This is a genomic window from Caballeronia sp. PC1 (assembly GCF_021353155.1).
Taxonomy (GTDB): Bacteria; Pseudomonadota; Gammaproteobacteria; order Burkholderiales; family Burkholderiaceae; genus Caballeronia; species Caballeronia cordobensis.
In genome coordinates this window covers 120,560-144,550 of the sequence record NZ_JAJUBH010000004.1, presented here as the reverse complement: position 1 = coordinate 144,550, position 23,991 = coordinate 120,560, and the positions used below count along the sequence as shown (strand labels likewise).

The window sequence follows — 23,991 nt, the reverse complement described above, 5'->3', positions numbered from 1 at the left end:
CCAAATAGCGTCGTACTATCAGCGGTTGAGATCGGAAAGCCGCTAGGAACCGGAAATCCAAGCGGTGATGTTTTGCGCTTATTCATGATGGTGGGTGCACATCCGGAGCCATCCGTGTGCCCGCTTCATGGATGCACTACTAGCACGTAGTCTGCTCGGGGCAGTTACCGGACCACGGGCTCGCCGCCCTGCTCGGTCGATATCGCTTTTCCGCGCTCTCATCCGGGAGCGATCGGCGAACGAGCTATCGCGTAGAATCGCGTTTACTGGGGAACGCTTTGTAGAAAAGCTGCAGATTTTGCAAAAAAGCGATGCGAGGCGCTCTTGTCCTTTCGCTATCCAGTCTCGCTGCTTTTGCGCTGGCCGAAGCATCTCTCTGATTGTCTTTCCTTCAGACGGTCGCGCGTTGCGGCCGTCGCTCCGTTTGTCTGTTCCCCCTTCTTCGTATTCGCCCAGCGCGCTACGCACGTGCGCCCAAGGATCCGGCGTTTGACTCAAGCCCTTTCCACCCTCAACTCCATTGCCGGTGCTCTCCGTGCTCCATATCGTGGATCCCGCCAGGCACACGTTGAATTGCACGTATAAGTCCCGCAGCCCGTTTCCGGTGCATGAAGCACCATGATCCGTCGGGTTTTGCACCAACAATCAGCGAGTTATGAACGCTTCTTTGGTGTCGTGTCGATGCCAAAAAGTGGCGTCCGAAGTGAAAAAGCCGACGTATCGGGGTTTATACCTGTGTCCACAATACGGAATTGTTTGTTTTAGGCGTTATTGCAAACGAATACGGCGGCTCTATAGTTGACTCACGTAAATAGCGTGGCCGACCAAGACAGACGCACTTCCGTGATGCCCCGTTCCGTCCACACGGAGCAGCGGCGGAAACAGACGCCTAGAAATAGTTCATATTGAGGATTCCACAATGAGCAACATCAGCATCAACACGCGCAAAGTCGTTCTAGTTACCGGGGCCGGTATCGGGATCGGGCGCGCTACCGCCAAAGCGTTCGGCGCTCTCGACTACACGGTGATCGTGACCGACGTCCTCAAAGCCGAGGGCGAAGCAGTCGTGGCGGAAATTCGCGACGCCGGTGGAGACGCCACGTTCTACCAACTCAACGTGCGCGATACCGCGGCCTGCGACGAGATCGTGGCGGCCGTTGAAAAGAAGTACGGAGCGCTGGACGCAGTGGTCGCGAATGCGGGTATCGCCCATAAAGTCCCCCTGGACGAATTGACGGACGAGAAGTGGGATCTCACCATGGATATCGACCTGAAAGGTGTCTTTCGCATCGTCCGCGCAGCGCTACCGGGCATGAAGCAGAGGAAATCAGGCAGCATCGTCGCAGTCTCCTCCATCATGGGCGTCGCATATGGGTGGGACGAACATGCACATTATTCAGCAGCTAAGGCTGGCGTGGTCGGCTTGGTACGCGGCCTGGCAGTGGAGTTGGGGCGACACGGTATCCGCGTGAATGGGTTGGCGCCCGGATTTATCCGAACGGCGCAAGCGCTCTCTGAGCAGCACTCAAAAGGCGAAGCGGGCCTGGCGGCTGTATCGGCCTCAATTCCGCTGGGCCGCGTTGGCGAGCCTGAAGATATGGCAGACGTCATCACATTCATGGCTTCGGATAAAGCCCGGTACCTCACGGGCCAAACCGTTATGGTCGATGGCGGTCTCGCCATCCAAAGCCACTAGTCAACCATCTCATATCTGTTCGGAGGATTTATGGGCAACCTAACTGGCAAGACGGCTTTGGTCACGGGCGCCGCGCGTGGCATTGGCCAAGCGATCGCATTTGCGTTCGCAAAAGAAGGCGCGGACGTCGTGGTACTTGACCGCCGGAAAGAAGATGCGGAGCAGACTGCAGCGAAGATTCGCGACTACGGCGTGAAAGGCATCGCCATCGCGGCGGATGTTGGCGAGGAGTCGCAGGTCAATGCAGCCGTCGACGCCGCGATCTCCGCACTTGGCCGGATCGACATCCTTGTCAATAACGCGGGGATCGAGTCCGCTTCCCTCGTGTCGGAGATGCCCACGGATATGTGGGACAAAATGATGCTGATTAACCTGCGCAGCGTCTTCTTGTGTACTCGAGCGGTTCTACCCGGGATGCGGGAGCGCAAGCACGGCAGAATCATCAACATCAGCTCGCAGCTAGCGCACAAGGGCGGGAAAGAGCTCGCTCATTACGCTGCGGCAAAAGCTGGCGTAATCGGTTTTACTCGGTCGCTCGCGTACGAAGTCGCTGATCAGGGGATCACAGCGAACGCAATCTGTCCCGGCCCGGTGGATACGGAACTGTTTCGCAGCCTCCCCGAAACGTTCCGGCGCGCGAAGCTTGCTGAGCTGCCGATCGGCCGGGCAGCCTCGGTAGACGAGATCGCTCCCGCCGCAGTGTTACTCGCATCCGACAACGGCTCCTACTTCCTCGGCGCGACCATCAATCCCAACGGCGGCGACTACATGATCTAACCGGTTGCCGTGACGTAGGCGTCGCACCCGTACGTTAAGCCTGGGTGAATATCAACGTACCGGTATATGTCTTTATATGTAGTCCTATTTACCCCAAAATTCGGAATCAACTTTTCCGTAAGGGCGATGGAGTTAGTCAAAATGGCTAAGTACACGAATCCGTACGACTTCAAGGTCGAACCAATATTGCCCACTGACGTAAAGCGAGCAACGATCGTTGCCTTCTTTGCGTGGGTCTTCGCGGTCTACGATTTTATTCTTTTCGGCACTCTTCTCCCGGAGATCGGTGCGCATTACAAGTGGGACCCCGCCGAGCAAGCAGCGATCGCAACGTGGGTTGCTGCCGGTACCGCATTGATCGCGTTCGTCATTGGACCGATTCTGGACAAAGCTCGCGGTGTTTCTGATCTTCATCTGCTCGGCGATCGGGCAGGCGGTCGAGAAGCGCATCGCGCGAAAATGGCGGCAGCGTGTCGGTTGCGTGGCGCTCGTCGTCGGTCTGGTGTGTCTAGCCGTGTGCGCGTGGCAGCGTTCGACCACTGCGTTCTTGGTCGGGACGATGCTGTGCGGAATCGGGCAGGGAATCAGCTTCCGGGCGTCATTGGCTGAGCTGTCGAATCGCAGCCCGGCCGAGCGCAAGGCCGAAGTGATATCGGCGTTCTTCGTGGTGCTTTATGTGGCAATATCCCTGCCGGTGATCGGGATCGGAATCGCGGTGCAAGGCCTCGGCATCGCGCGTGCGACGATGACGTTCGCCGCGATCACGGTCGTCATCGTCCTGATATCGCTCGTTCTGCTGCGGCGCGTCGAGAAAGCGCAGTATCGGATTGATTTGCGAACTTGAGCCACTCGTAGACGAACAACGCGCCAAATACGACACGCACCGAGAGACGCTCGAGTCCGAGGGCTTGGTAGTCGTCATCGACGATATCGATACAGCGGACGTACTTGAACAGCTCGAAACGTGGGATTGCTGAACGCACGGAACGTATGCGTCCGCGGATCCCGTGTTGACAGGACTTCGATCAGATATCCACGATTTTCCGCAGTAGACCGTACGAGACGCGCCGGTTTCCTTCGGAGTCTATCACGGCAATCGCGGTGAGCGCCTCATGGCCCGCCTCGCTCAGCAGCGTGACGCGCCCTGGCGGGCACCTAAACTCGCCCAAGATGGGCACTTCAATTCCCCCACCTGATGACGACCGGCTGAGCTGCTAAGCGGTCTCTAACGATGCTGTAGGACGTCTCTGTTTTCTCATGCTTCGAACAAAGAACGCGCCGATCAGAAAGTAGCCTGATCGCGAACACTCGCCGTACAATCTAAGCACTACGCAGCACCTCCCTCCTGGCCTGTTCGACTTCACCGAAATGGGAGTTCAACCTCCCGAAATACGCAAGCTTATCAAGATTCGGAGACTAAGCCTGCGCTGACCGGATTTAAGTGCTCGCAGCGTTAGTGCGCCGCGCTTCGGCTCGCGCTTATTAGCGGGCCAGCGACGGAATCAGACGTTACCGTAGCTGCTGAGCGTAGCCCGCCGGCGTCCTTGCGTTTCATGGATTCCACCAACCGCTTGCTCGCGCTTATTTCTTCTCGAGATCTGTGACAGGAGGGATAGTATTTCCGACAACGTCTAACCACGTATTTTCACAATACGACCAAACAGCTCCTCGTCCATCAGCTCGCGCGGTGGGATCGTCCGCGAGACTTTCTGCCGGTAATAGATCGACGTCGTCGAGATTGACGCGTGGCGCAGGTTATCTCGAACGATCGTCAGTTCGGCGCCGTCGAGCGACGGTATATCCGGCACTCACGGCAACGATCATACGCACCGTACCGCGGCGTAGTCCCCACTCTTTCGCGGTCTCCATGTGACCACCCTAGCGTAGGCGGCACGCCGCTTTGTCAACCGGGCTCGGAGTAGAACTCGGCCTCCACCCCTTGAGCAATTGCGAGCACCCGATGATCATCGAGATGTCGGCCAACAAGCATGAGTCCGACCGGCAATTCCCCGGGGCGTTGGATCGGCACTGTAGCAGCGCAGCAGTCTAAAAAATTGAACAAGGCTGTATTGCGTGGCAGAAGCGCGTTATTCAACCAGAACGCCGTGTCTTCCGCTTCCAATTCGTCTATGCGGGGAGCAACAACGGGACAGGTGGGAACAAGTAGCGCGTGATAGGCGCCCATTTGTACGGTCGCACGCTCGATGAGTGACGCACGCTTCCAGCACAAGCGAACGTAGTCGGATGCGCTTAGGGTCGCACCGCGTGTGAAGCGCTCGCGAGCATGTGGGTCATATAGCGCCCCACGGCGCGTCATCAGGTCCTGGTGCTGAGCCCATGCCTCCGCGACAGGAAAGCCTCCCTGGCGATTGGCGTCAACAATTTCGTTCAACAGTGCGAGATCGATGTGTGTGATGCAGGCGCCCGCGCGGCTGATTGTGCCCAGAGCCCTTTCGAACGTGCTCGCGACATGCGCATCTAGGTCATCCAGCACCAGCCTGTTTGGCACCGCAAATCGAAGGCCCCGCATGCTCGCCTGCCCTGCTTGCGTCGAGCTTTGATCAGAAAGAATCTGGTCGAGCAGCACGCAGTCGGTGACGGTTCTCGCGATCGGCCCCACTGAATCCAGCGTGGTCGACAACGGAAAGACGCCATCGAGCGGTACGCGCTTCTGGGTGGGCTTGAAGCCGGCGAGGCCGCACAACGCCGCGGGAATACGGACCGAACCGCCCGTGTCCGATCCGATGGCTGCCGCCGCCATGCCGTCCGAAACCGACACCGCAGCGCCCGAGGAGGAGCCGCCAGGCACGCGTGCGCGGTCCCACGGATTCCCAGGCGTGCCGTAATGTGGGTTAAGGCCCACGCCGGAGAATGCAAACTCCGCCATGTTGGTGCGGCCGATCAGTATCGCGCCAGCCGCCTTGAGGCGTCGCACGACTGTGGCACTGTGAATGGCTGGCGGGGCGTCAGCAAGCACCTTGGAGCCCGCCCGCGTAGTTTCCCCAGCTACATCGAACAAGTCTTTGATCGAGATCGGGATACCCGCGATCGCGGACGTGACGACGCCGGTTTTCCTGTGGCGGTCGTGTGCGCGTGCCTGTGCCAGCGCATCGTCCTCCCATAGTTTGATGAAAACCCGATGGCCTTCACCATCGGGGTCGGTGGCACGCGCCAGGCACTGTTCGACCAGCGCGCCGCTCGTTATGCGACCGGCGGCGAGATCCGCGGAAAGACCGGCAAGATTGGGCAGAGCAGCCATCGGGTCTCGCAGCTAAATTGAGAGCGAACGTCGTCGCGTCGCACGTGGACTGAACTCGATCACCGAGCCGCTCAGTCGATCACCACCAGATCGTGATCAAGACCGGATAGCGACTCGCCGCCGCCCGCCGTACACAGAATCGTGCTACCCATCTTGTAGCCGAATCCCTCGTCAGGCAACGAGAGATTGGGTTCGATCGTGAAGCTCATGCTCTCGCACAGCGTATAGGGATCGGAGTCTTCCAGCGCCATCGCTTCGACCCACGCCGGAGGAAATCCCAACCCGATCGAATATCCGACCCGATGCACCCGCCGGCGCGCGAGGTCGAGCCGGTTGAGCTTTTCATCTGCAACATGCTTCGGGACGCGGGTGAGTTGGCCGGCGGCGGCGGAAGCAATGGCCGCCTCGGTTGCCTCCTTGACGCAATCCGCCACGTCGCCCAAGCGGCGCGGCCGGCGGCCGATGATCGCCGTGCGCATCAGCACCGCGTGATAGCGATGATACACACCCGCGAATTCCATCGTGACCAGATCCCCGGCGACCAGAGGCCGGTGTCCGGGCAGACCATGAATCATCGTCGTGCGGGGGCCTGAGGCGACCATCACCGGGAAGGCGGGATACTCGCCACCCACGTCCGCCATGGCCTTCGATATTACACCGGCTATTTCGATTTCAGTGACGCCCGGACGCAATGCCCCGTAGGCCGCCTGCATCGCATGATCGGCAATGCGCGCGGCGTTACGCTGGAAACTCACTTCTTCCGGTGATTTGACCAATCTTTCCTCCAGCACGATGTTTGATGCATCGTGAAAGAGCGTATTTGGCAGCACTTCCTTGATGCGATCCCAATGCGCGGGGCGAATGTTGAACGCCTGCATTTCAATGCCCACGCGCTTGGCCGCCAGGCCATGCTTCGTCAGGAATTCGACAAGCATTTGAATCGGGTCGTCGAAGTGCATCCTGTAGTAGATCGTTCCACGCAATATGGATGTCTCGTCGACGCTGGCTTTTTCGCTAATGCGTGTAATCAGTACCGGATGTTCCAGACCCGGCGCGATGATGAGCGCCTGATACCAGTAATATCCGATCGATTCATGCCCGCACAGATAGCTCAGGTTGTCGGGAAGATTGACGAGCAGCACATCGAGGTCGCGTTGTTTCATGCGTTCCAGCACGCGCTGATACCGCTGATCATAAGTGTCGAGACTGAACGGCAGAAGCATAGTCACCCTCGCGGTGTTTGGATATTTCAGGATTTCACGTACTTGAGCAGCAAGTCTGTGATGTGGTTGAGCCGGTCACGCATGCATTCCTCGCTCTCGAGGTCGCGATTGAGCACAGCTGAGAGCGTATGGACGTTCGAAAAATAGAACATTACGAGGGAAAACATCGAGACATAGAACTGGACCGGATCGATTCCCCGGACAAAAGTCCCGTCCTGTTCCCCACGGGTGAGCAGGACCGATATCGTGCTGACCAGGGGCTCGTTGATCGCGCGGATATGCTCCCGATTGAGATGCATTCCCTGATGGCGGTTCTCCTCCATAATCATCGCGATCAATTCCGGAGATTGATGCAGGTCATAGAACGTCAGCTCGATCAGGCTTTTCAGGCTTTCTTCCGGTGAAGCAGCATGGACATCAAATTCTCGGTCGCGTCCGCGAAATTGGCGATAGCCGCTTTCGAGCGCTACCCGGAACAGCTCCTCCTTGTTACCGAAATGATAGTAGAGTGCCTGCTTGTTGATGCCGGCGCTTCGCGCGATCTCGTCGATGCGCGCACCCCCGAAGCCTTTCAGTGCAAACTCTTTGCGTGCCGCCTTCAAGAGTACGTCGCGTGTATGATCCGGATTCCGCATCCAATATTCCTGATTTATTCAAATGTCCAGCGCCCGAACTGGACTCTTCGCGCGTGAAACGCAGGGCATCAGCTTATCGCACGCGTTTCTCCGCTTCGGTTAAAAACACATCCCGACGTTCAGTTACACCCTCCAGGACGCCAGTGTTGGTACCTCATCAGAGAGCGAAAGTACGGAGCCCCTCATTGGATGAAGTTGAAATCAAGTGGCACACTCACAGTTCGCCTTCTATCTTCCAGTTCCAAGCGTAGATGAATACCTAAACGACAAGCGACGCGGCTTACAGGTCGAGTACGAGCAGCAGGCTTTTCGCACGGGAAACGCAAGGCATTATCTTGTCGCAGGCTTGTTTCTCCGCGTCCGTCAGGAACACGTCCCGATGATCGGGAACCCCGTCCAGCACGCCGGTCAGGCAAGTGCCGCACACCCCTTGCTCGCAGGACGTCTCGATGTGAACCCCATGCTCGGCGAGCACCTCGACGATTGACCTGCCGGCAGGGACTGCGAATGTGGTGTCGGAACGCGCAAGCCTGACCTGAAACGTTTCCTGCGACCCGGTCAACGACATGGGGTCGGCGGCGAAGTATTCGAGATGAACCGCCTCCGGCGGCCAGGTGGGCGCGGCAGTGGTTTCCACCAGGTCCATGAACTGGCGCGGTCCGCACAGGTAGAGATGCGCACCCTCGGGACGATGCCACAGCAGCTTGCGCAAGTATGCCCGAAGCGCATCAGGCTCGATGGCGTAATGGAAAGTCACCCGCCTCTTGAAATCCAAGCCGGACAACAACGCGTGAAACGCCGTATGCTGGATCGAACGCGTGAAATACTGCAGTTCGAATGATTCGCCTGCAGCAAGCAGGTGACGAGCCATAGAGAATACTGGCGTTATGCCGATACCACCCGCAAGAAGCAGATGATGCTTGGCCTGCTGCTCGATAGGAAAGTTGTTGCGCGGTGCGCTGACGGCAATGACATCGCCCTCCCTGATCCGTTCGTGCATGGCCCGCGAACCGCCCCGGGATTCGGGCTCTTTCTTCACCGCGATCAGGTAGCGATCCGTCTCATCGGGACCGTTGCACAAGGAGTACTGGCGGATCAGCCCGGAATCGATGTGCACATCGACGTGGGAACCGGCCGCAAAGGGCGGCAACGGATCGCCGGTCGCGCTAATCAGCTCGAAGGACTTAATATCGAGAGATTCCTGCGCGACCCTGTTGACCTTGACAGTTAGAGTAGCCATTTGCTATTTTCCGTGTCCCGCGTCGCCGGAGGTTCCGGCGGCTTCTTTGGTGGGAAATGCACCACCCCGCGTGCCTTTCGGCAAGGTGCCCTGCATGCCTTCGAACCAGTTGATGCTCTTGATCTGATCATCGGACAGAGCCGTCGCTTCGCTCGGCTAGAATGAACTGTTTTCGGGTGTCTCTTGACGGGTCCGCTGCACGATTGCCGATAGCGTCTCAATGTTCCTTCAGTCTCCATGGTTCGCTGTTACGAGTCGTCGGACGAACTCCATACACAATAGGTGGCGCAGAACTCAGGGCCCTTCGGCCGCTGCCGCTTCCTGCCTCAGCATACTGAGGAGCTCGGTCTTGTATTGGCAGAACATCGCACTCGTTGTGATTTCATAGGTGCGCGGACGCGGCAGGTCGACGTTCAGGACCTTGAGCCATCGTCCCGGCCGCCGCGACATCATGAAGACCCTGTCTGCAAGGAACAAGGCTTCGTCCAGATCGTGCGTGATAAACAGAATTGTGGTCTTCACCTCGCGCCACACGTTTAACAATAGCTCTTGCATTTGTGTTCGTGTTTGCGCGTCCAGCGCGCCAAAAGGTTCATCGAGCAACAAAACTGTCGGTTGCGGCGCAAGCGCACGCGCCAAGGCAACACGTTGTTGCATGCCGCCGGAAAGCCGGCGCGGATAGACGTCTTCGAAACCGTCCAGGCCCACCAGGCGGATCAGATCTCGGGCTCGATTGCGTCGTTCCTTCTTACCCCATCCGGCAAGTTCGAGCCCGAACTCCACGTTGCCCAAAACGGTGCGCCATTCATAGAGGCTGTAGCTTTGAAACACCACCCCCCGGTCCGCGCCGGGACGGTCCGCGAGCTTGCCTCCGACCAGGACCCGACCACTGGTCGGCTCGACCAGGCCGGCGGCAACGCGAAGTAAGCTGCTCTTTCCACAACCTGACGGACCGACGATCACAACGAAGTCGCCGCCCTCCAGTTCAAGGTCGATATGGTCCACGACGTTCAGCGGTGGCTGGCCATGCGGGGCTTTGTAGTCGACAACCAGTTGCTCGATCGACAGCGCTTTCATCGTCCGGCCCCTCCACTGTAGTTGAACAGCTTTCGATACAAGACGCGCATCAACACATCGGTGCAGACACCCAGCAGGCCAATGGTCAATATCCCGACCAGAATGCCGTCGGTTTGCAGATAGCGCTGCGCGACTATAATGCGATAGCCGATGCCGCTTTCCGCAGCGATGATTTCGGCAAGAACGAGATAGGTCCACGAGTAGCCGAGAGTAATCCGGAGCGTGTCGAAGATGCCCGGCAACGCTGCCGGAACGAGCACTTTCCAGAAAACCTCCCGGCGCCGCGCACCGAGCGTGTAGGCGACCTGAATCTGCTCGTGCGGCACGTTCTTGGCCACGGCGGCCACGAGCAGCGTCAGCGGAAAGAACACGCCAATCCAGATCACACTCCACTTCTCTGTCTCGCCGATACCCAGCCAAACAATGAGCAATGGCACGAACGCCACTGGCGGCATATACCGTATCGCACCGATCAGCGGCTCGAGGAGGGCGGCAGGGGCTGCGAAAGCGCCGATCACGATTCCCAGCGGCACGGCCACGATTGCCGCCGCCAGGAACGCGCCACAGACTCGCACGACGCTCACCCGGATATCCGTGAGGTAGCCCTCGTGCAGATACACCTGTATCGCTCGGCTCAGGACAGCCGACGGCGTCGGCAAAAAGAACGGTTCGACGAAACCAGAGTATGACAGCGCGGCCCAGATCGCCAAGACGACTACCATCGCGACTACACCGAGTACCACAGCGGCTGAACGCCCGACCGTAACGTTCGGCCACGTGTATTTCTCCATTCGGGAGAGAAGCAAGCGAAGGGCCGAGAGCCAGGCGGTCCGCGGGCCATGGTTGATCACTTGCTGCTGGGCTTGACTCATCTCAATGGTCCTCAGGTCTTCCTTGGAGTGACGCATGGTGCCGTCCAATCATGCATCGTCGGGCCCGGAAGACGTGGTGTCTCCGAACCACATCTACTCGACTACGGGCCGCTTCGGGCTCGCTTCTTTCAATGGCGTCTTTCATTTTGCGAGAAATAACGCGTTAATGACTTTGCCCGAGGCCTTGATCGTTGAAATCTGCCCAGCCGCTTTCCAGAATTCTGCGGCGTTCTTGTAGACGGCGGAAATGCTGGGAGGCCCCTCTGCGTCGACATACGACCTCATCTCGTCCCGGCGGTAAAAATGCACACCCTTTGCCTGCGCCTCGAAGTCCGCGGGCGACAGCCCGACGAACTGGCCCATCACGGCCGCGGCGTCGTCGGGTTGCGTGTGCATATAGTCGACGGCGTCAAAATAGCCGGCAACAAATGCTTTGACGGAATCGGGGTGCTTGGCGATGAAATCGTTCGAGAAAGCAACCGCATCGACAATCAGACCCGGGTAGTCGGCGGAGCTGACGATGACCCGTCCGCCCGCCGCGCTCGCCTTGGAAAGCCAGGGTTCGAACGTGACTGCGACGTCAACGCGGTGTGCGACGAACGCGGCACCTGACGCGCCTCCGTCCAGATCGACCGGGATGATGTCGTGCATGGTCAAACCAGCGCTCTTAAGCACTGTTCCAAGAAGAAACTCGCTGCTGATCCCAGACTGGAACGCGACCTTCTTGCCCTTGAAGTCTTTTACATTCTTGATGTCGTTGCGGGCCACTATCCCGTCCGCGCCCTTCGATTCATTCAACACCAGGACGATTTGGGCGTCCGTACCCAGGTTAAAAAATCGTGCCCACGCGTCGGCCGCAAGCCCTGCGGCGTCGATGCCGCCCGAACGCATGGCGGCAACCCGGTCGCTGCCGCCTTGAATGCGAACGATGGTCACGTCGAGTCCCCGCTTCGCCCAAAACTGCTTCTGCTGTGCCAAATACAGCGGTGCGACTCCGATCCATGTGACGACCCCGATCTTGATCGGGGTCAAGGCTTTTGTTTGCTCGGTCGAGACTGCATTGGACTCCGCAGCCTGCACCCAGCTCGGAAGAATGAAAGCGAGCAGCAGCAAAGCCGCGCCAAGGAGCCAGCCAGCCTTCGTCTTGAGTTTCATTTAACCACCCGCTAGGAAAAGATGGAGGGCAAACTTGGCCCTCATTCAGTTGCGTGTGTGGATCGGCGCGTCAATCCCGAGCGCTATCCGGCGCCGGCCACATAAACATTCTTGCGTTGCCTCGCGACCAATCGCGATGCGGGTCGCGTGTTCAACGCTCGTCTGTCGATGCTAGCGCCGAGATGATTTCGCGGCAGAACGCGGGCAGGTCGTCCGGCGCGCGCGACGTGATCAGGTTACCGTCCCGGACGACTTCCTGATCGACGTACCGCGCGCCGGCATTGGTGACGTCGGTGCGAATGGAACTGGCGCTTGTCAAGGCGCGACCTTTGACGATCTCGGCCGAAATGGGAACCCATGGCCCGTGGCAGATCGCCGCCACGATTTTGACGGCGTCGTTCATTTCCTTGACAAACCTGACGAGATTGGCATCGTCACGCATGTAGTCCGGCGCATAGCCGCCGGGGATAACCACCGCATCGAAGTCCTGCGCCGCGACCTCGGATGGAGTGAGATCGCGCTTCTGAGACGGGTAGCCGTGTCGCGTCAGATGAGTCTCCGCGCGGGATACGACCTTCACATCTGCCCCTTCCTCTCTCATGCGGTAGTACGGGTACCAGAACTCGACGACCTGATAGAAGTCGTCAACGAAGATTGCAACTTTCTTTCCCTTCAGCTTCATTTTTCGCCCCTGTTAAGAGGGATCCGAATCCCTATTCGAATCCATAAGATCACAAACTGATACGCAGCACTAACGGTCGGTTTCGACGCTTGATTCCTGCTCCTGTCGAGGATGGCGATATCCATCTCGATAAGTGCCATCGAGGGTTCTTGCCACCAGTTCTCGCTCAACTTCATCAATCAAGGCCGCATCGTCTGCAAGGGTGCTGGCCTGTGGAACTGGAATCGCAGTATTCGAGGCATACGTCTCGAGCGGACGGGTCACACGAGATACCAGCCCTTTGGGATCCTCGCCAGCGGCCACGGCGCGAATGCCGTCTCGCAGCATGCCGCGATACCTCACGATGGCGCGGTCGCCGGGCACAAGGTGCTCGAGCGCATGAATATGAATCGGCCCCTGGGAAACCCATGCATCCCAGTCCCCAGGGATGCGCTGGCGTTCGGCATAGGACCGTTCGCCGTCCTGGCCGAAGGTGAAGTTCAGTTGTGGGTGGGTATAGAGGTCGTGCCCGGCTGCACGTTCCCGATCCATATAGGCGTTTAACTTCTTGTCGGGAAGATTCGCCGCCACGGTATTCCAGCCGATCACGAAGCAGTTTTCATCGTCCACGGGCACCGACCAGTGGACGATCGGACCGCGCCTGTCGAAGACCATGTTGCCTTGACCGTCCTCGATACATGCGATCCGAGACAAGTTCGGCAGGATCATCGCGTTGATCCGCACAAATATATTCTTGCCCACTCGTCTGCTTTGCGTGGTGATCAGACCGCTGTGCGTCTCGAACAGATTGATCTTCGCCAGTTCCTGGTGGGCGGTCGTGAGCTGGATGCCTGCCATCACGGTGTGCAGGAAATAGCCATGATCATTGTCGACTTCGTTGTCGCGTGTCTGGATCCAGTTGCAGGGTGATGGCCGCTTGTAAAGGATCCGGCCTTCGACGTCATCGTCGAAGAAATCAAAATGAGGGAAATCGGGGGTTCGATCCGGCGGTCCCATATAAGCGAAAATGAGCCCAGCCGATTCACGTACAGGGTAGGCGGCATGAAAGAGCCTGCCGGCGTATCTCGCGTCGGGCTGGACGGGAGTTTCAAGCAACGTTCCGTCGCACGCGAAGTGCCAGCCGTGATAGCAGCATTGAATTCCGCATTCAGTGATCTTGCCGAATTCGAGCGAGGCACCGCGATGCGGGCAATGTTTGTCCAGGAGCCCCAAATTGCCAGACAGATCGCGGAAAAGCACCAAGTCCTCGCCGAGAACGCGCAGCGCGACAGGACGATCCTGGACCGACGACGACAGTTCGATCGGATGCCAAAAGCGACGCAGATATTCGCCGCCGGGCGTATCGGGTCCCACTTGCGCGAGTTCAAGATTGGGTCCGACCTGATTGCGGTGATAGCCGCTGTACGCCCGCTTTAAGGTTTGATAGCGCTCCGCCATGGCTCTCGTCCTCTTGATCACGTACGTTTGTGAAACATCGCCGGTCAACTGCTCGACACGGTTAACACATTAGGCGATAAAAAGCGGTTGTCAACCAAATAGTTGGTTTAATTCTTGTCCGATTATTGGACGCGCTCCGCCCGCAACAGAGCGCCTCGGCTGCCGTCGCTTCGCCCATCACAAGCCCTTGCAGGGGAAGAAACTGCACGCTGTGCCGCAAGTGTTCGCAAGACCATGTTAACGCTTGCTCAAGGCGCAGTAGTCTGCGTCCATGGCCGGTATCACCTCGCCCGTTCGTCGACGAAGCGTTCGCGAGCTAGTTTAGGCTTTTGGGCGTGTCACGGCGCGTCTGCGGACTTGGACGGGAACGCTGCTACATGCAGAAGGAAGCCTTCGAGCAGCCTCAGGCAGTCGCTGACACCGGTCCCCGGTGTGAACTCAGCGATGCCCGAACTGTTCGAGAAGGTGCGTACCGCGTATTCTGGTTCGAAGCGAATGCGCCAGTGACATTATATAAAGCCGGCGCGAAGGTCAGCCCCGCGCGCTGTGGAAGACCATCAACAACACCCCAATCCAAATTGGGATATACGTCTGCAGTTGAGACGACGTGATGCTCTCCCCAAGAACCAGAACGGACACCGCTATCAGCAGAATCGGCTCAACGTATCCGAGCATCCCGAAAACCGCCATCGGCAGCATTCTGCTTGCCTTCAAATAGCTGCCCAGCGCCAACGTTGAGATGACTCCCAGCCCAGGCAGCAGGAATAAGCACAGGCCGAACTGATTTGGAGCCTTGAGCTGACCGGAGTTCGACCAGATGACGAAGCATGCTACTGGCACCATCAAGGCCATTTCGGCGGCTAATAGAACGAAGGAGTCGCCCCCAATCTTGCGTCGAAGCATCAGATACGGTGGATAGCCGAGGGAAACGAGCAGCGTTGGCCATGCGAATGACCGGGTGACGAAAAATTCATGTATTACGCCAATCGACGCGCATCCGACGGCTATCCACTGCAACTTCGAAAGCGACTCGACATAGAAGACTCGGCCGACGATGACCATTATGATGGGTAGCAGGAAGAATCCCATCGACACATCCAGCATCCGCCCGTGCTGCGGCGCCCACAAGAACAACCATGTTTCCACGCCGAGAAGTGCCGCGCACGTGAGGAGCATCGCAGCAAATTTTGGCTCACACAGGCCGCGTATTGTTAGTGCTCTAAGCGATGCAAGGCTTCCGCGAGCAGTGACGAACAATATTGCGCACGGGACTGTCCACACCACTCGCCAAGCAAATATATCTAGTCCGGAGAGCGGCGATAGCAGTTTCGTGTACGCGGTCATGACCGCAAAGAGGACGGAAGCCGTGAGCGAAACGAGCATCCCTCGACCGAGGGGATATGAATCTGGCATTGTTTTCTAAAAGGTCACCGCTCTCTTTATCGAGCTTCGTCTAGAAGCGACGGTTCGAACTCGTCCGGACACACGGCAATAACCGTTCTCAATATAAGGGCCTTCGCTAAACGCATCAATCGATGATGCGACAGTGACCTGCTCCCCGCGATTAGTACGCCCGCGGCCTCTTGACTCCTTGAGTGACCATCTTCCCTTGCGACTATCGTTCGACAGCGCCTGCGGTGTACGCCTGATGGTCGGCGTGATAGCTCGAGCGCACCATTGAACCAACAGCCGCGTGCGTGAAACCCATCTTGTAAGCCTCCTCCTCATACATCTTGAATGTGTCAGGATGCACGTAGGCACGGACCGGCAAGTGATGCTCCGACGGCTGCAGATATTGCCCAATTGTAAGCATCTCCACGTCATGCGCCCGCAAGTTTCGCATCACCTGCAAGATTTCCTCGTCTGTCTCGCCGAGTCCTACCATGAGGCCCGACTTGGTCGTGACTTCAGGATGCAACGCCTTGAAGTTCTTCAGCAGCTTCAGGGAATGGTTGTAGTCCGAGCCCGGTCGCGCTTCCTTGTAAAGGCGCGGTACGGTCTCAAGGTTATGGTTCATGACATCCGGAGGCGCGGCGGTCAAGATGCCGATTGCGCGGTCCAGACGCCCACGGAAATCAGGCGTCAAAATCTCGATGCGTGTGTTCGGTGAATGTTCGCGCACGTGTCGAATGCACTCGACAAAATGTCCTGCGCCGCCGTCACGAAGGTCATCCCGGTCAACGCTCGTGATCACGACATACTTCAGCTTCAGCGCGCCGACAGTTCGCGCGAGATTCAACGGCTCGTCCGGGTCTAGTGGGTCCGGACGGCCGTGACCGACGTCGCAGAACGGGCACCGGCGAGTGCACTTGTCGCCCATAATCATGAACGTCGCTGTGCCCTTGCCAAAGCACTCTCCAATGTTTGGGCAGCTAGCCTCCTCGCAGACCGTGTGGAGCGCGTTCTCCCTCAATATCCGCTTAATCTCGTAGAACCGAGAATTCCCCATCGCAGGCCGGACTCGAATCCATTCGGGCTTGCGCAATCGCTCCATCGGGACGACCTTGATGGGAATGTGGGCCGTCTTAGCTTGAGACTTCTGTTTCACCGTCGCATCGTAACGCAGCGCCTTATTGCTCTGTCCGGCGGGAGAGCCGCCGATGCCGGACGCAGTGCCTCTAGCGATTGAATCTTCCATCTCAATGCTCCAACAACCTAGTCAATTACGAAATGAGGAGAACGCTGCCAGACAAAGGGTCCTCAGAACTTGTGCCGGATGCTAACCATCACGATTTCCTGAGTGGACTTTCCGCCCTCGGTATAGCTGTCTGCGATGACCGCTTGAGCCGGGCCCAACCCGTTAGAACCAGACGCGTGGCCATAGCCGGCCGAAGCGTCGATGTCTGTCCGCTTGCTCAACAGATAATCCGCCGCGATTGTCGCCTGGTGGTACGTGGCTGACGAGTCGCCATGCGACTTCAAATAGTTGTACCGGACCTCCAGCGAAACGTCCGGCACCGCCTGCCAATAGGCGAAGGCCGAACCGTTGTTGAAACGCTCCGCCGACGAGAAGGTCGCGGAGCCATCGGCCAGGTATTGCGAATAGCTGTAGTAGCCACCGACCGTCACCGGCCCTATCACGTATGCGGCACCGGCTCGGGCGATATTGAACTTGCTCGCACTCGCATAGGCGGCGTTCACGGGCGTGAAGAAAATGGAAGTCATGCTGCCTGCGCCCCGCGTCGAAAAACTGGATTGCCATTGTCAGCATGAATGTAGCCGGCCGCGAGTGTATGAGGACCAGTCACATAGTTGACCGCTGCCGAGTACGACTGCCGGGAACCCGTCGCGCCAGCCACCTTCCCGAAGTCGTACATTGCCGCAACCTGAAGGCCACCCCAGACCGGGCTTGTCCACTTCACCGGATTGCTAACCTTGACGGAACCATCAGACAGGTCAACATCGCCCGGCGCCGTAAGAAATTCGAGAAAATTGTCGCCTTGTACGGGCACGACCAGGTCTTGAAGGACGTCCATCTGACATCCGAGAGTGACCGTACCTAAGCTCGTGTGCGACAAGCCCACATATGCCTTCCGGTCGAACAGCACTCCGCTGCTCGACAGCGCGCCATTGTTCACGTCGAACCCGCTTTCCAGGGTGAAGAGCGCGCTCAAGCCTCCGCCGAGGTCTTCAGTTCCTTTCAGGCCCCACTGACTGATCGACATTTGGCCCGCCTGCATCTTTATCTGATTACTTTCGCCACCCGTGTTATGAGTGTACTGAATCGATGTATCGATGATTCCATAGAGCGTGACGCTCGACTGAGCGAAGGCTTGCGACGCCATCGCAAATGCGCTCAATACCGCGATCGACATCAGAACTTTGCGCAAAATTACTCTCTCTTCCTTCTATTAACAGCTGATTTCTTGAATTTATTTGATTCCAATCTCACAAGATAATCTTCGTTATCCTATTTTGTATGCATAACCCTCCGAATTCCGCACCGGCAAAGCAAATCAACCTTACTAAACCTGAGAGTCGACCTGCGACGTAACGCGGACCGTGACCGCCTTGACTTGACGCCATGCAAATAAGCGCCTTGCAATCTCTACCCCGATAGAGAGTCCGAACCCGTCCGCTACGCCCTTCACAACCTCGTAGATGCATTCGTAGTCGAAGACGTCAGTTATGCTATCCGACGCCGACGGCGAGAGCTCATAGGGAACGAAAACATCGATATCAAGGCTCTCGCCCTTCGAAGCGCTCGACAGTCGACGGAAGAAGATGCGGCGGCAGTCCGGAACCACGCGAACCTGTGAATCTAATTCTGTAAACGAGTCGGCACCGTTTCGAACCGCGGAGAAGGACCGCTGCCGAGCTTCAACATTCGATGACATTGACCGCAAGGCCTCCCCGAGCAGTCTCTTTGTACTTGGTTTTCATATCCGCGCCGGTCTCCGCCATCGTCTTGATGACACTATCCAAGGACACATAGTGCTGGCCATCGCTTTGCAGAGCCATTCGCGCCGAGTTGATTGCCTTGATTGAGCCCATCGCATTGCGTTCGATGCATGGCACCTGAACCAATCCACCGATGGGGTCGCAGGTCAGGCCGAGGTTGTGCTCCATCCCAATTTCTGCTGCGTGCTCGACTTGCTCGGGAGAGCCTTTCATTGCAGCGACGAGTCCGCCGGCCGCCATTGAACAGGCGACACCAACTTCTCCTTGGCAACCGACCTCGGCACCAGAGATGGAGGCATTGAGCTTGTAAAGCATGCCAATTGCCGCCGCAGTTAACAGGAAGCGAATAACGCCTTCTTCATCCGCGTGCGGGACAAATCTCGAGTAGTAGTGCAGCACGGCGGGTACGATGCCAGCAGCGCCGTTGGTCGGCGCAGTCACGACTCTCCCACCGCCAGCATTTTCTTCATTCACTGCCAATGCATAGAGGTTGACCCAGTCCATGACCGAGAGACTGTCCTGCATCGCTTTCTCCGGAGAAGCTGTGAGTTTCCGGTACAGCGCAGCAGCCCTTCTCTTTACCTGCAATGGCCCGGGCATTACGCCCTCAGTCGTGCATCCACGTGCGACACACTGTTGCATCACCCCCCAAATCTCCAGCAGTCGCGCCCTTACCTCGTTTTCCGGTCGCCAGGTGGTCTCATTGACCATCACAAGCTCGGCAATGCTCTTCGTTTCCTTTTGGCATATCTGCAAGAGCTCGACCCCAGTGCTGAATGGGAACCGAACTTCCTGCGATTCCGCGGTCGCGACGACGCCACCGCATGATGCATTGACGATGAACCCACCACCAATTGAGTAGTAAGTCTCCTCCCGCAGAACCGTCTCGCGGTCCTCTCCGATTGCGAACAGCTTCATGGCATTCGGGTGAGCGGGAAGCGACTTTCGGAAGAAAACGATATCCCGCCTCTCCTCGAACTCGATGGTCCGTTTCCCGCCGAGCTCGATGGAGCGAGTTTCCCGCGTGCGTGCAATCGACGGCTCAATGGAATCGACGTCGACCGTCTCCGGATGCTGACCCTCCAGACCCAGAATCGCAGCAGATACCGTCCCGTGCCCCCTACCAGTGGCACTGAGCGACCCGTAGAGCTCAACCCTCACACGACAAACGCGCGCGAAGAGCTGAGCGTCGTCCTCAATTCCCTGGACAAACTGAGCTGCGGCCTGCATCGGGCCCACAGTGTGAGAACTGGAAGGGCCAATGCCCACCTTGAAGAGGTCGAATACGCTCAGCGCCATTTTCGCCCCCTTACTTGCGCTGAGCTGCTTGGGGGTAAACCGGGAAATCCCGGCACAGTCGCGCGATGTCCGCCTTGACCCGCTCGTTAACCTCCTGATTTTCGAGGTCGTCAAGGATGTCGCAAATCAAACCGGCGACGAGAACAGCCTCTTTCTTGCCCATCCCACGCGTGGTGAGTGCAGGTGTACCAATTCGAATGCCGCTCGTGACGAACGGCGACTGCGGGTCGTCTGGCACCGCATTCTTGTTGACCGTGATGCCGGCTTGGCCCAAAGCTGCGTCGGCCGCTTTACCCGTGATTCCCTTGTCAACGAGGTTGACAAGGAACAGATGGTTTTCGGTGCCACCCGAGACGATGCTGTAGCCACGGCCGATGAAGGCATCTGCCATCGCTCGCGCGTTTTCGACCACCTGCTTCTGATACTCGACAAAGTCCGGCTGCATCGCTTCTTTCAGGGCTACAGCCTTCGCGGCGATGACATGCATAAGCGGGCCACCCTGAGCGCCTGGGAACACCATCGAATTGATTTTCTTCTCAATCTCAGGATTTGCGCGCCCCATGATTAGACCGCCGCGCGGACCTCGAAGCGTCTTGTGGGTCGTCGTCGTCACAATATCGGCGTACGGCAACGGGGTTGGATAGACGCCCGCAGCGACGAGACCGGCCACGTGCGCCATGTCGACCATGAGTAGCGCGCCCACCTTGTCTGCAATGGCTCTGAAGCGCGCGAAGTCCAGGTATCGCGAATATGCTGAGAACCCAGCGACCAGCATTTTCGGTTTGCATTCGGCCGCGATGCTCTCAAGTTGGTCGTAGTCAATTCGACCAGACGAATCGATGCCGTACTGCACCGCCTTATAGATTTTTCCGGAGAAGTTCACGGAAGCGCCGTGCGTCAGGTGGCCACCGTGAGCCAGACTCATGCCAAGGATGGTGTCGTGAGGCTGCAGAAGCGCCATGTAGGTCGCAGCATTCGCCTGAGAGCCTGAGTGCGGCTGCACATTAGCCCAAGTAGCCCCGAACAAAGCCTTGGTACGGTCAATGGCGAGCTGCTCGACCACATCGACGAACTGGCACCCGCCGTAGTAGCGCTTATTGGGATATCCCTCCGCGTATTTGTTGGTTAGGACGGTGCTCTGCGCCTCCAGCACGCGTGAGCTCGCGTAGTTTTCCGATGCGATGAGTTCAAGGTGCGACTCTTGGCGATGCGTTTCTGCGTTGATTGCGTCGCCGAGTTCCGGGTCAAACTGCTGAATGCTCAATCCGTCGCTAAACATCTTCATCTCCTGAATACGTTAAATCGGCTCGCTCATATCGAACGACGACAGAATCAATAGGCATCCATCGGGGCACACGCGCAGAACAGATTCCTGTCGCCGTAGCTGTTGTCCGCGCGACCTACCGGTGGCCAGTATTTGCGGGCTGCAACCGATGCAATCGGATAGGCGGCTTCTTCGCGAGAGTATGCGTGTGACCATTCATTGCTCGTCACGCTCTGCGCAGTATGCGGTGCGCATTTCAGCGGATTATCGACTTTGTCGAATGCGCCGGTTTGGACCTTCTCAATCTCGCTCCGGATAGCAATCATCGCGTCGATGAACCGGTCGATTTCCTCAACCGACTCGCTTTCCGTCGGCTCAACCATGAGCGTGCCGGAGACCGGAAAGCTCATCGTGGGAGCATGAAAGCCGTAGTCGATGAGACGCTTCGCGATGTCTTCGTTCGTAATTCCGGTTGCTTTTTGCAACGGCCGAATGTCCAGGATGCACTCATGTGCGACGAGTCCCTTCTCTCCGGAGTACAGCACCGGGAAATGCGGGGCGAGTCGCTTCGCGATGTAGTTAGCGGACAAAATCGCCACTTCTGAGGCTGCCTGAAGTCCAGCCGCGCCCATCATGGCGATGTACATCCAGGAGATGGGCAGAATACTTGCCGAGCCGAACGGAGCTGCAGACACGGCGCTGATGCCTTCCGCCTCGCGCTCATATCCCGTGCAATGCTGGTTCGGCAAATACTTCACCAGATGCGGGCCCACTGCAACCGGGCCAACGCCGGGTCCCCCTCCGCCGTGCGGGATGCAGAACGTCTTGTGCAGATTCAGGTGAGACACGTCTCCGCCGAAGCCGCCGGGCGCCGCCAGTCCAACCATCGCGTTCATGTTGGCGCCGTCGACGTACACCTGGCCGCCGTGCTCATGAACAATCTCGCAAATTTTCCGAACGTTGGCTTCAAATACGCCGTGAGTCGACGGATACGTAATCATGATGGCAGCGAGCTTCTGGCTATGTTGCTCGGCCTTCGCCCTCAAATCCGCAAGGTCTACGTTCCCGTCACGGTCGCACGCGACAACCACGACTTCGAATCCCACCATCTGTGCGGATGCGGGATTCGTACCATGAGCCGACGACGGAATCAGGCAGATGTTTCGGTGACCTTCGTCTCGGTCCTCGTGATAGGCCTTCACAATCAACAGTCCCGCATATTCCCCTTGGGAACCAGCGTTCGGTTGAATGCTCACGCCAGCATAGCCGGTGACGGTGCACAGCATCGCCTCGAGCTGCCCAATCATCTCGCGATAGCCAGCCGTTTGCGACTCGGGTGCGAACGGGTGAATCGATGAGAACTCCGGCCACGTCACCGGGACCATTTCGCTCGTGGCGTTCAACTTCATCGTGCACGAACCCAGCGGAATCATCGACCGGTCCAACGCCAGGTCCTTGTCGCCGAGACTGCGGATATATCGGAGCATTTCATGCTCCGAATGGAAGCGATTGAACACCGGGTGCGTCAAATAGCTGCTGACGCGATGCATGTCTGCGCCGAAGCCTAGTTCGGCTGCGCCCTCACACTCGCCAAACGAAGGCACCGGTCGAGCTTGAGCAAGGACCTCCAACAGCACCAATACGTCCGCTCGCGTCGCCGTCTCGTCGAGCGAAATGCCAACCTGATGGTCGCTGACTCGACGAAGGTTCACCCCTCGGCTTTCGGCTGCCGCGTGAATATCGCTGGTTCGTCCGTTCGAGGAGATGGTGAGCGTGTCGAAGAACGTCTCGTTCTCGATTTTGTAACCGAGACGCTTGACCCCCGCTGCCAACACCGAAGTCAGGCGATGAACTCGCGTCGCAATCCGTCTCAGCCCTTGGGGGCCGTGGTAGACCGCATACATCGACGCAATCACCGCCAATAGAACCTGCGCCGTGCAGATATTCGACGTTGCCTTCTCGCGACGGATGTGCTGTTCGCGAGTTTGCAGTGCGAGTCGATACGCGCGGTTCTGATTCGCATCAATCGTGATTCCGACAAGTCGACCCGGCATGGAACGTTTGAAGTCGTCCTTCACTGCCATGTAGCCAGCGTGCGGACCACCGAAGCCAAGCGGCACGCCAAAACGCTGGGACGTCCCGACTGCAACGTCAGCACCCCAGTCGGCGGGACTCTTGATGAGAGTAAGGGCGAGCAGGTCCGCAGCCGCAACCACAAAACCACCTTGCACATGCACCTTCTGCGCAAGCTCGCGGTAGTCAATCACATCGCCGTTCACGCCCGGGTATTGAACGAGCACACCAAAGGCATCTTGCGCAGCAAGCTCATTCGCCGGACACACTCTCACCTCGATACCCAGAGGCGCGGCACGCGTCATCACGATTTCGATGGTCTGTGGCAAGACATCATCAGCGACCGCGAACACGTTGGAATCGCTCTTGCCAACTCGCCGCAGGAGTGTCATGGCTTCTGCTGCCGCCGTCCCTTCGTCGAGCATCGACGCGTTTGCGACATCAAGGCCTGTCAAGTCGGTCACCATCTGCTGAAAGTTCAGCATTGCCTCAAGTCGACCTTGAGAAATCTCTGGCTGATATGGCGTGTATGCCGTGTACCATGCCGGATTCTCCAAGATGTTGCGCAGAATGACCTTCGGCGTGTGCGTGCCGTAGTAGCCCTGTCCAATGAAGTTCTTCAGAACCTTGTTCTTTTGTGCAATCTGCAGCAAGGAAGCGAGCGCCTCCTCTTCCGGCAGACCTCCCGCAAACTGTTCGAGCGCGAGCGGCTCGCGTCGGCGGATGGCTTCGGGCACGATGTCGTCAATCAACTCTGCCCTCGTTCGATAACTAAGCTCGCGAAGCATTGCTTCCTGGTCTTCCAAATTCGGGCCGACATGTCGGGCAACAAATGCATCGCGCGCTTCGAGCGACTCGAGCTGCTCGTCGTGCAGAAACTTCGGATGTGGTTCGTTCATAG

The 23,991-nt window shown here is 58.0% G+C and carries 19 protein-coding genes and 1 pseudogene; 4 read left to right on the top strand and 16 right to left on the bottom strand.

What is annotated here, in order from left to right; all coding sequences use genetic code 11:
* Positions 1–919 precede the first annotated feature (919 nt).
* From LY284_RS33770 to LY284_RS33755, 4 genes and pseudogenes are all read left to right on the top strand, one after another.
* Positions 920–1,696 carry an SDR family NAD(P)-dependent oxidoreductase gene (locus LY284_RS33770; protein WP_233391365.1) on the top strand — a complete coding sequence of 259 codons (777 nt, stop codon included), beginning with the start codon at positions 920–922 and terminating at the stop codon, positions 1,694–1,696.
* Positions 1,697–1,726: 30 nt separating this feature from the next.
* Positions 1,727–2,473 (top strand): SDR family NAD(P)-dependent oxidoreductase, encoded by a 747-nt coding sequence (locus tag LY284_RS33765; protein ID WP_233391363.1) that lies wholly within the window; start codon positions 1,727–1,729, stop codon positions 2,471–2,473.
* A 141-nt stretch (positions 2,474–2,614) separates the two neighbouring features.
* Positions 2,615–2,863: pseudogene (locus LY284_RS33760) on the top strand (hypothetical protein); the annotation flags it as partial.
* 7 nt (positions 2,864–2,870) lie between these two features.
* Positions 2,871–3,317: an MFS transporter gene (locus LY284_RS33755; protein ID WP_233391360.1), complete on the top strand. Its 447-nt coding sequence runs from the start codon at positions 2,871–2,873 to the stop codon at positions 3,315–3,317.
* 1,059 nt (positions 3,318–4,376) lie between these two features.
* Here the strand turns inward: LY284_RS33755 and LY284_RS33750 are convergent.
* The 16 genes from LY284_RS33750 to gcvP all read right to left on the bottom strand — a co-directional run bounded on the left by LY284_RS33750 (position 4,377) and on the right by gcvP (position 23,989).
* On the bottom strand, positions 4,377–5,732 hold the full coding sequence (locus tag LY284_RS33750) for an amidase (protein WP_233391358.1): 1,356 nt from the start codon (positions 5,730–5,732) through the stop codon (positions 4,377–4,379).
* 71 nt (positions 5,733–5,803) lie between these two features.
* Positions 5,804–6,955, bottom strand: coding sequence for a Xaa-Pro peptidase family protein (locus LY284_RS33745; RefSeq protein ID WP_233391356.1), 1,152 nt, complete (start codon positions 6,953–6,955; stop codon positions 5,804–5,806).
* Positions 6,956–6,981: 26 nt separating this feature from the next.
* A complete protein-coding gene (locus LY284_RS33740) occupies positions 6,982–7,590 on the bottom strand; it encodes a TetR/AcrR family transcriptional regulator (protein ID WP_233391355.1) in 609 nt (202 codons plus the stop codon).
* Positions 7,591–7,870: 280 nt separating this feature from the next.
* A complete protein-coding gene (locus tag LY284_RS33735; RefSeq protein ID WP_233391352.1) occupies positions 7,871–8,830 on the bottom strand; it encodes a PDR/VanB family oxidoreductase in 960 nt (319 codons plus the stop codon).
* A gap of 294 nt (positions 8,831–9,124) precedes the next feature.
* Complete coding sequence (locus LY284_RS33730; protein ID WP_233391350.1) at positions 9,125–9,907, bottom strand: ABC transporter ATP-binding protein; 783 nt, start codon at positions 9,905–9,907, stop codon at positions 9,125–9,127.
* Entirely contained in the window at positions 9,904–10,827 is a 924-nt protein-coding gene (locus tag LY284_RS33725) for an ABC transporter permease (protein WP_233391348.1), read from the bottom strand. Before LY284_RS33725 ends, LY284_RS33730 begins: the two co-directional genes overlap by 4 nt.
* A 93-nt stretch (positions 10,828–10,920) precedes the next feature.
* Complete coding sequence (locus tag LY284_RS33720) at positions 10,921–11,934, bottom strand: ABC transporter substrate-binding protein (RefSeq protein WP_233391346.1); 1,014 nt, start codon at positions 11,932–11,934, stop codon at positions 10,921–10,923.
* Between the two features lie 151 nt (positions 11,935–12,085).
* Positions 12,086–12,616 carry a type 1 glutamine amidotransferase domain-containing protein gene (locus LY284_RS33715; protein ID WP_233391339.1) on the bottom strand — a complete coding sequence of 177 codons (531 nt, stop codon included), beginning with the start codon at positions 12,614–12,616 and terminating at the stop codon, positions 12,086–12,088.
* 69 nt (positions 12,617–12,685) lie between these two features.
* Complete coding sequence (locus LY284_RS33710) at positions 12,686–14,053, bottom strand: Rieske 2Fe-2S domain-containing protein (RefSeq protein WP_233391336.1); 1,368 nt, start codon at positions 14,051–14,053, stop codon at positions 12,686–12,688.
* Between the two features lie 531 nt (positions 14,054–14,584).
* Positions 14,585–15,466, bottom strand: coding sequence for an EamA family transporter RarD (gene rarD, locus LY284_RS33705; protein ID WP_233391334.1), 882 nt, complete (start codon positions 15,464–15,466; stop codon positions 14,585–14,587).
* A 202-nt stretch (positions 15,467–15,668) separates the two neighbouring features.
* Positions 15,669–16,691: a lipoyl synthase gene (lipA, locus tag LY284_RS33700; protein ID WP_233391332.1), complete on the bottom strand. Its 1,023-nt coding sequence runs from the start codon at positions 16,689–16,691 to the stop codon at positions 15,669–15,671.
* A gap of 62 nt (positions 16,692–16,753) precedes the next feature.
* A complete protein-coding gene (locus LY284_RS39155; protein ID WP_309243236.1) occupies positions 16,754–17,218 on the bottom strand; it encodes a porin in 465 nt (154 codons plus the stop codon).
* On the bottom strand, positions 17,215–17,868 hold the full coding sequence (locus LY284_RS39150) for a porin (RefSeq protein ID WP_309243235.1): 654 nt from the start codon (positions 17,866–17,868) through the stop codon (positions 17,215–17,217). Before LY284_RS39150 ends, LY284_RS39155 begins: the two co-directional genes overlap by 4 nt.
* 505 nt (positions 17,869–18,373) lie before the next feature.
* A complete protein-coding gene (locus tag LY284_RS33690) occupies positions 18,374–19,753 on the bottom strand; it encodes an L-serine ammonia-lyase (protein WP_233391331.1) in 1,380 nt (459 codons plus the stop codon).
* 10 nt (positions 19,754–19,763) lie between these two features.
* On the bottom strand, positions 19,764–21,032 hold the full coding sequence (glyA, locus tag LY284_RS33685) for a serine hydroxymethyltransferase (protein WP_233391315.1): 1,269 nt from the start codon (positions 21,030–21,032) through the stop codon (positions 19,764–19,766).
* A gap of 53 nt (positions 21,033–21,085) precedes the next feature.
* The gene (gene gcvP, locus LY284_RS33680; RefSeq protein WP_233391314.1) at positions 21,086–23,989 is read right to left on the bottom strand and encodes an aminomethyl-transferring glycine dehydrogenase; all 2,904 of its coding nucleotides are present in this window, start codon (positions 23,987–23,989) and stop codon (positions 21,086–21,088) included.
* Between the last annotated feature and the right edge of the window lie 2 nt (positions 23,990–23,991).

Excerpts from the sequence above, each read along its gene's own strand:
- LY284_RS33765 (WP_233391363.1), top strand. The coding sequence starts at position 1,727 with ATGGGCAACCTAACTGGCAAGACGGCTTTGGTCACGGGCGCCGCGCGT.
- lipA (WP_233391332.1), bottom strand. The coding sequence starts at position 16,691 with ATGGAAGATTCAATCGCTAGAGGCACTGCGTCCGGCATCGGCGGCTCT.
- LY284_RS33770 (WP_233391365.1), top strand. The coding sequence starts at position 920 with ATGAGCAACATCAGCATCAACACGCGCAAAGTCGTTCTAGTTACCGGG.
- LY284_RS33715 (WP_233391339.1), bottom strand. The coding sequence starts at position 12,616 with ATGAAGCTGAAGGGAAAGAAAGTTGCAATCTTCGTTGACGACTTCTAT.
- LY284_RS33710 (WP_233391336.1), bottom strand. The coding sequence starts at position 14,053 with ATGGCGGAGCGCTATCAAACCTTAAAGCGGGCGTACAGCGGCTATCAC.
- glyA (WP_233391315.1), bottom strand. The coding sequence starts at position 21,032 with ATGTTTAGCGACGGATTGAGCATTCAGCAGTTTGACCCGGAACTCGGC.
- gcvP (WP_233391314.1), bottom strand. The coding sequence starts at position 23,989 with ATGAACGAACCACATCCGAAGTTTCTGCACGACGAGCAGCTCGAGTCG.
- LY284_RS33745 (WP_233391356.1), bottom strand. The coding sequence starts at position 6,955 with ATGCTTCTGCCGTTCAGTCTCGACACTTATGATCAGCGGTATCAGCGC.
- LY284_RS33740 (WP_233391355.1), bottom strand. The coding sequence starts at position 7,590 with ATGCGGAATCCGGATCATACACGCGACGTACTCTTGAAGGCGGCACGC.
- LY284_RS39155 (WP_309243236.1), bottom strand. The coding sequence starts at position 17,218 with ATGACTTCCATTTTCTTCACGCCCGTGAACGCCGCCTATGCGAGTGCG.
- rarD (WP_233391334.1), bottom strand. The coding sequence starts at position 15,466 with ATGCCAGATTCATATCCCCTCGGTCGAGGGATGCTCGTTTCGCTCACG.
- LY284_RS33735 (WP_233391352.1), bottom strand. The coding sequence starts at position 8,830 with ATGGCTACTCTAACTGTCAAGGTCAACAGGGTCGCGCAGGAATCTCTC.
- LY284_RS33730 (WP_233391350.1), bottom strand. The coding sequence starts at position 9,907 with ATGAAAGCGCTGTCGATCGAGCAACTGGTTGTCGACTACAAAGCCCCG.
- LY284_RS33720 (WP_233391346.1), bottom strand. The coding sequence starts at position 11,934 with ATGAAACTCAAGACGAAGGCTGGCTGGCTCCTTGGCGCGGCTTTGCTG.
- LY284_RS39150 (WP_309243235.1), bottom strand. The coding sequence starts at position 17,868 with ATGTCGATCGCGGTATTGAGCGCATTTGCGATGGCGTCGCAAGCCTTC.
- LY284_RS33750 (WP_233391358.1), bottom strand. The coding sequence starts at position 5,732 with ATGGCTGCTCTGCCCAATCTTGCCGGTCTTTCCGCGGATCTCGCCGCC.
- LY284_RS33690 (WP_233391331.1), bottom strand. The coding sequence starts at position 19,753 with ATGGCGCTGAGCGTATTCGACCTCTTCAAGGTGGGCATTGGCCCTTCC.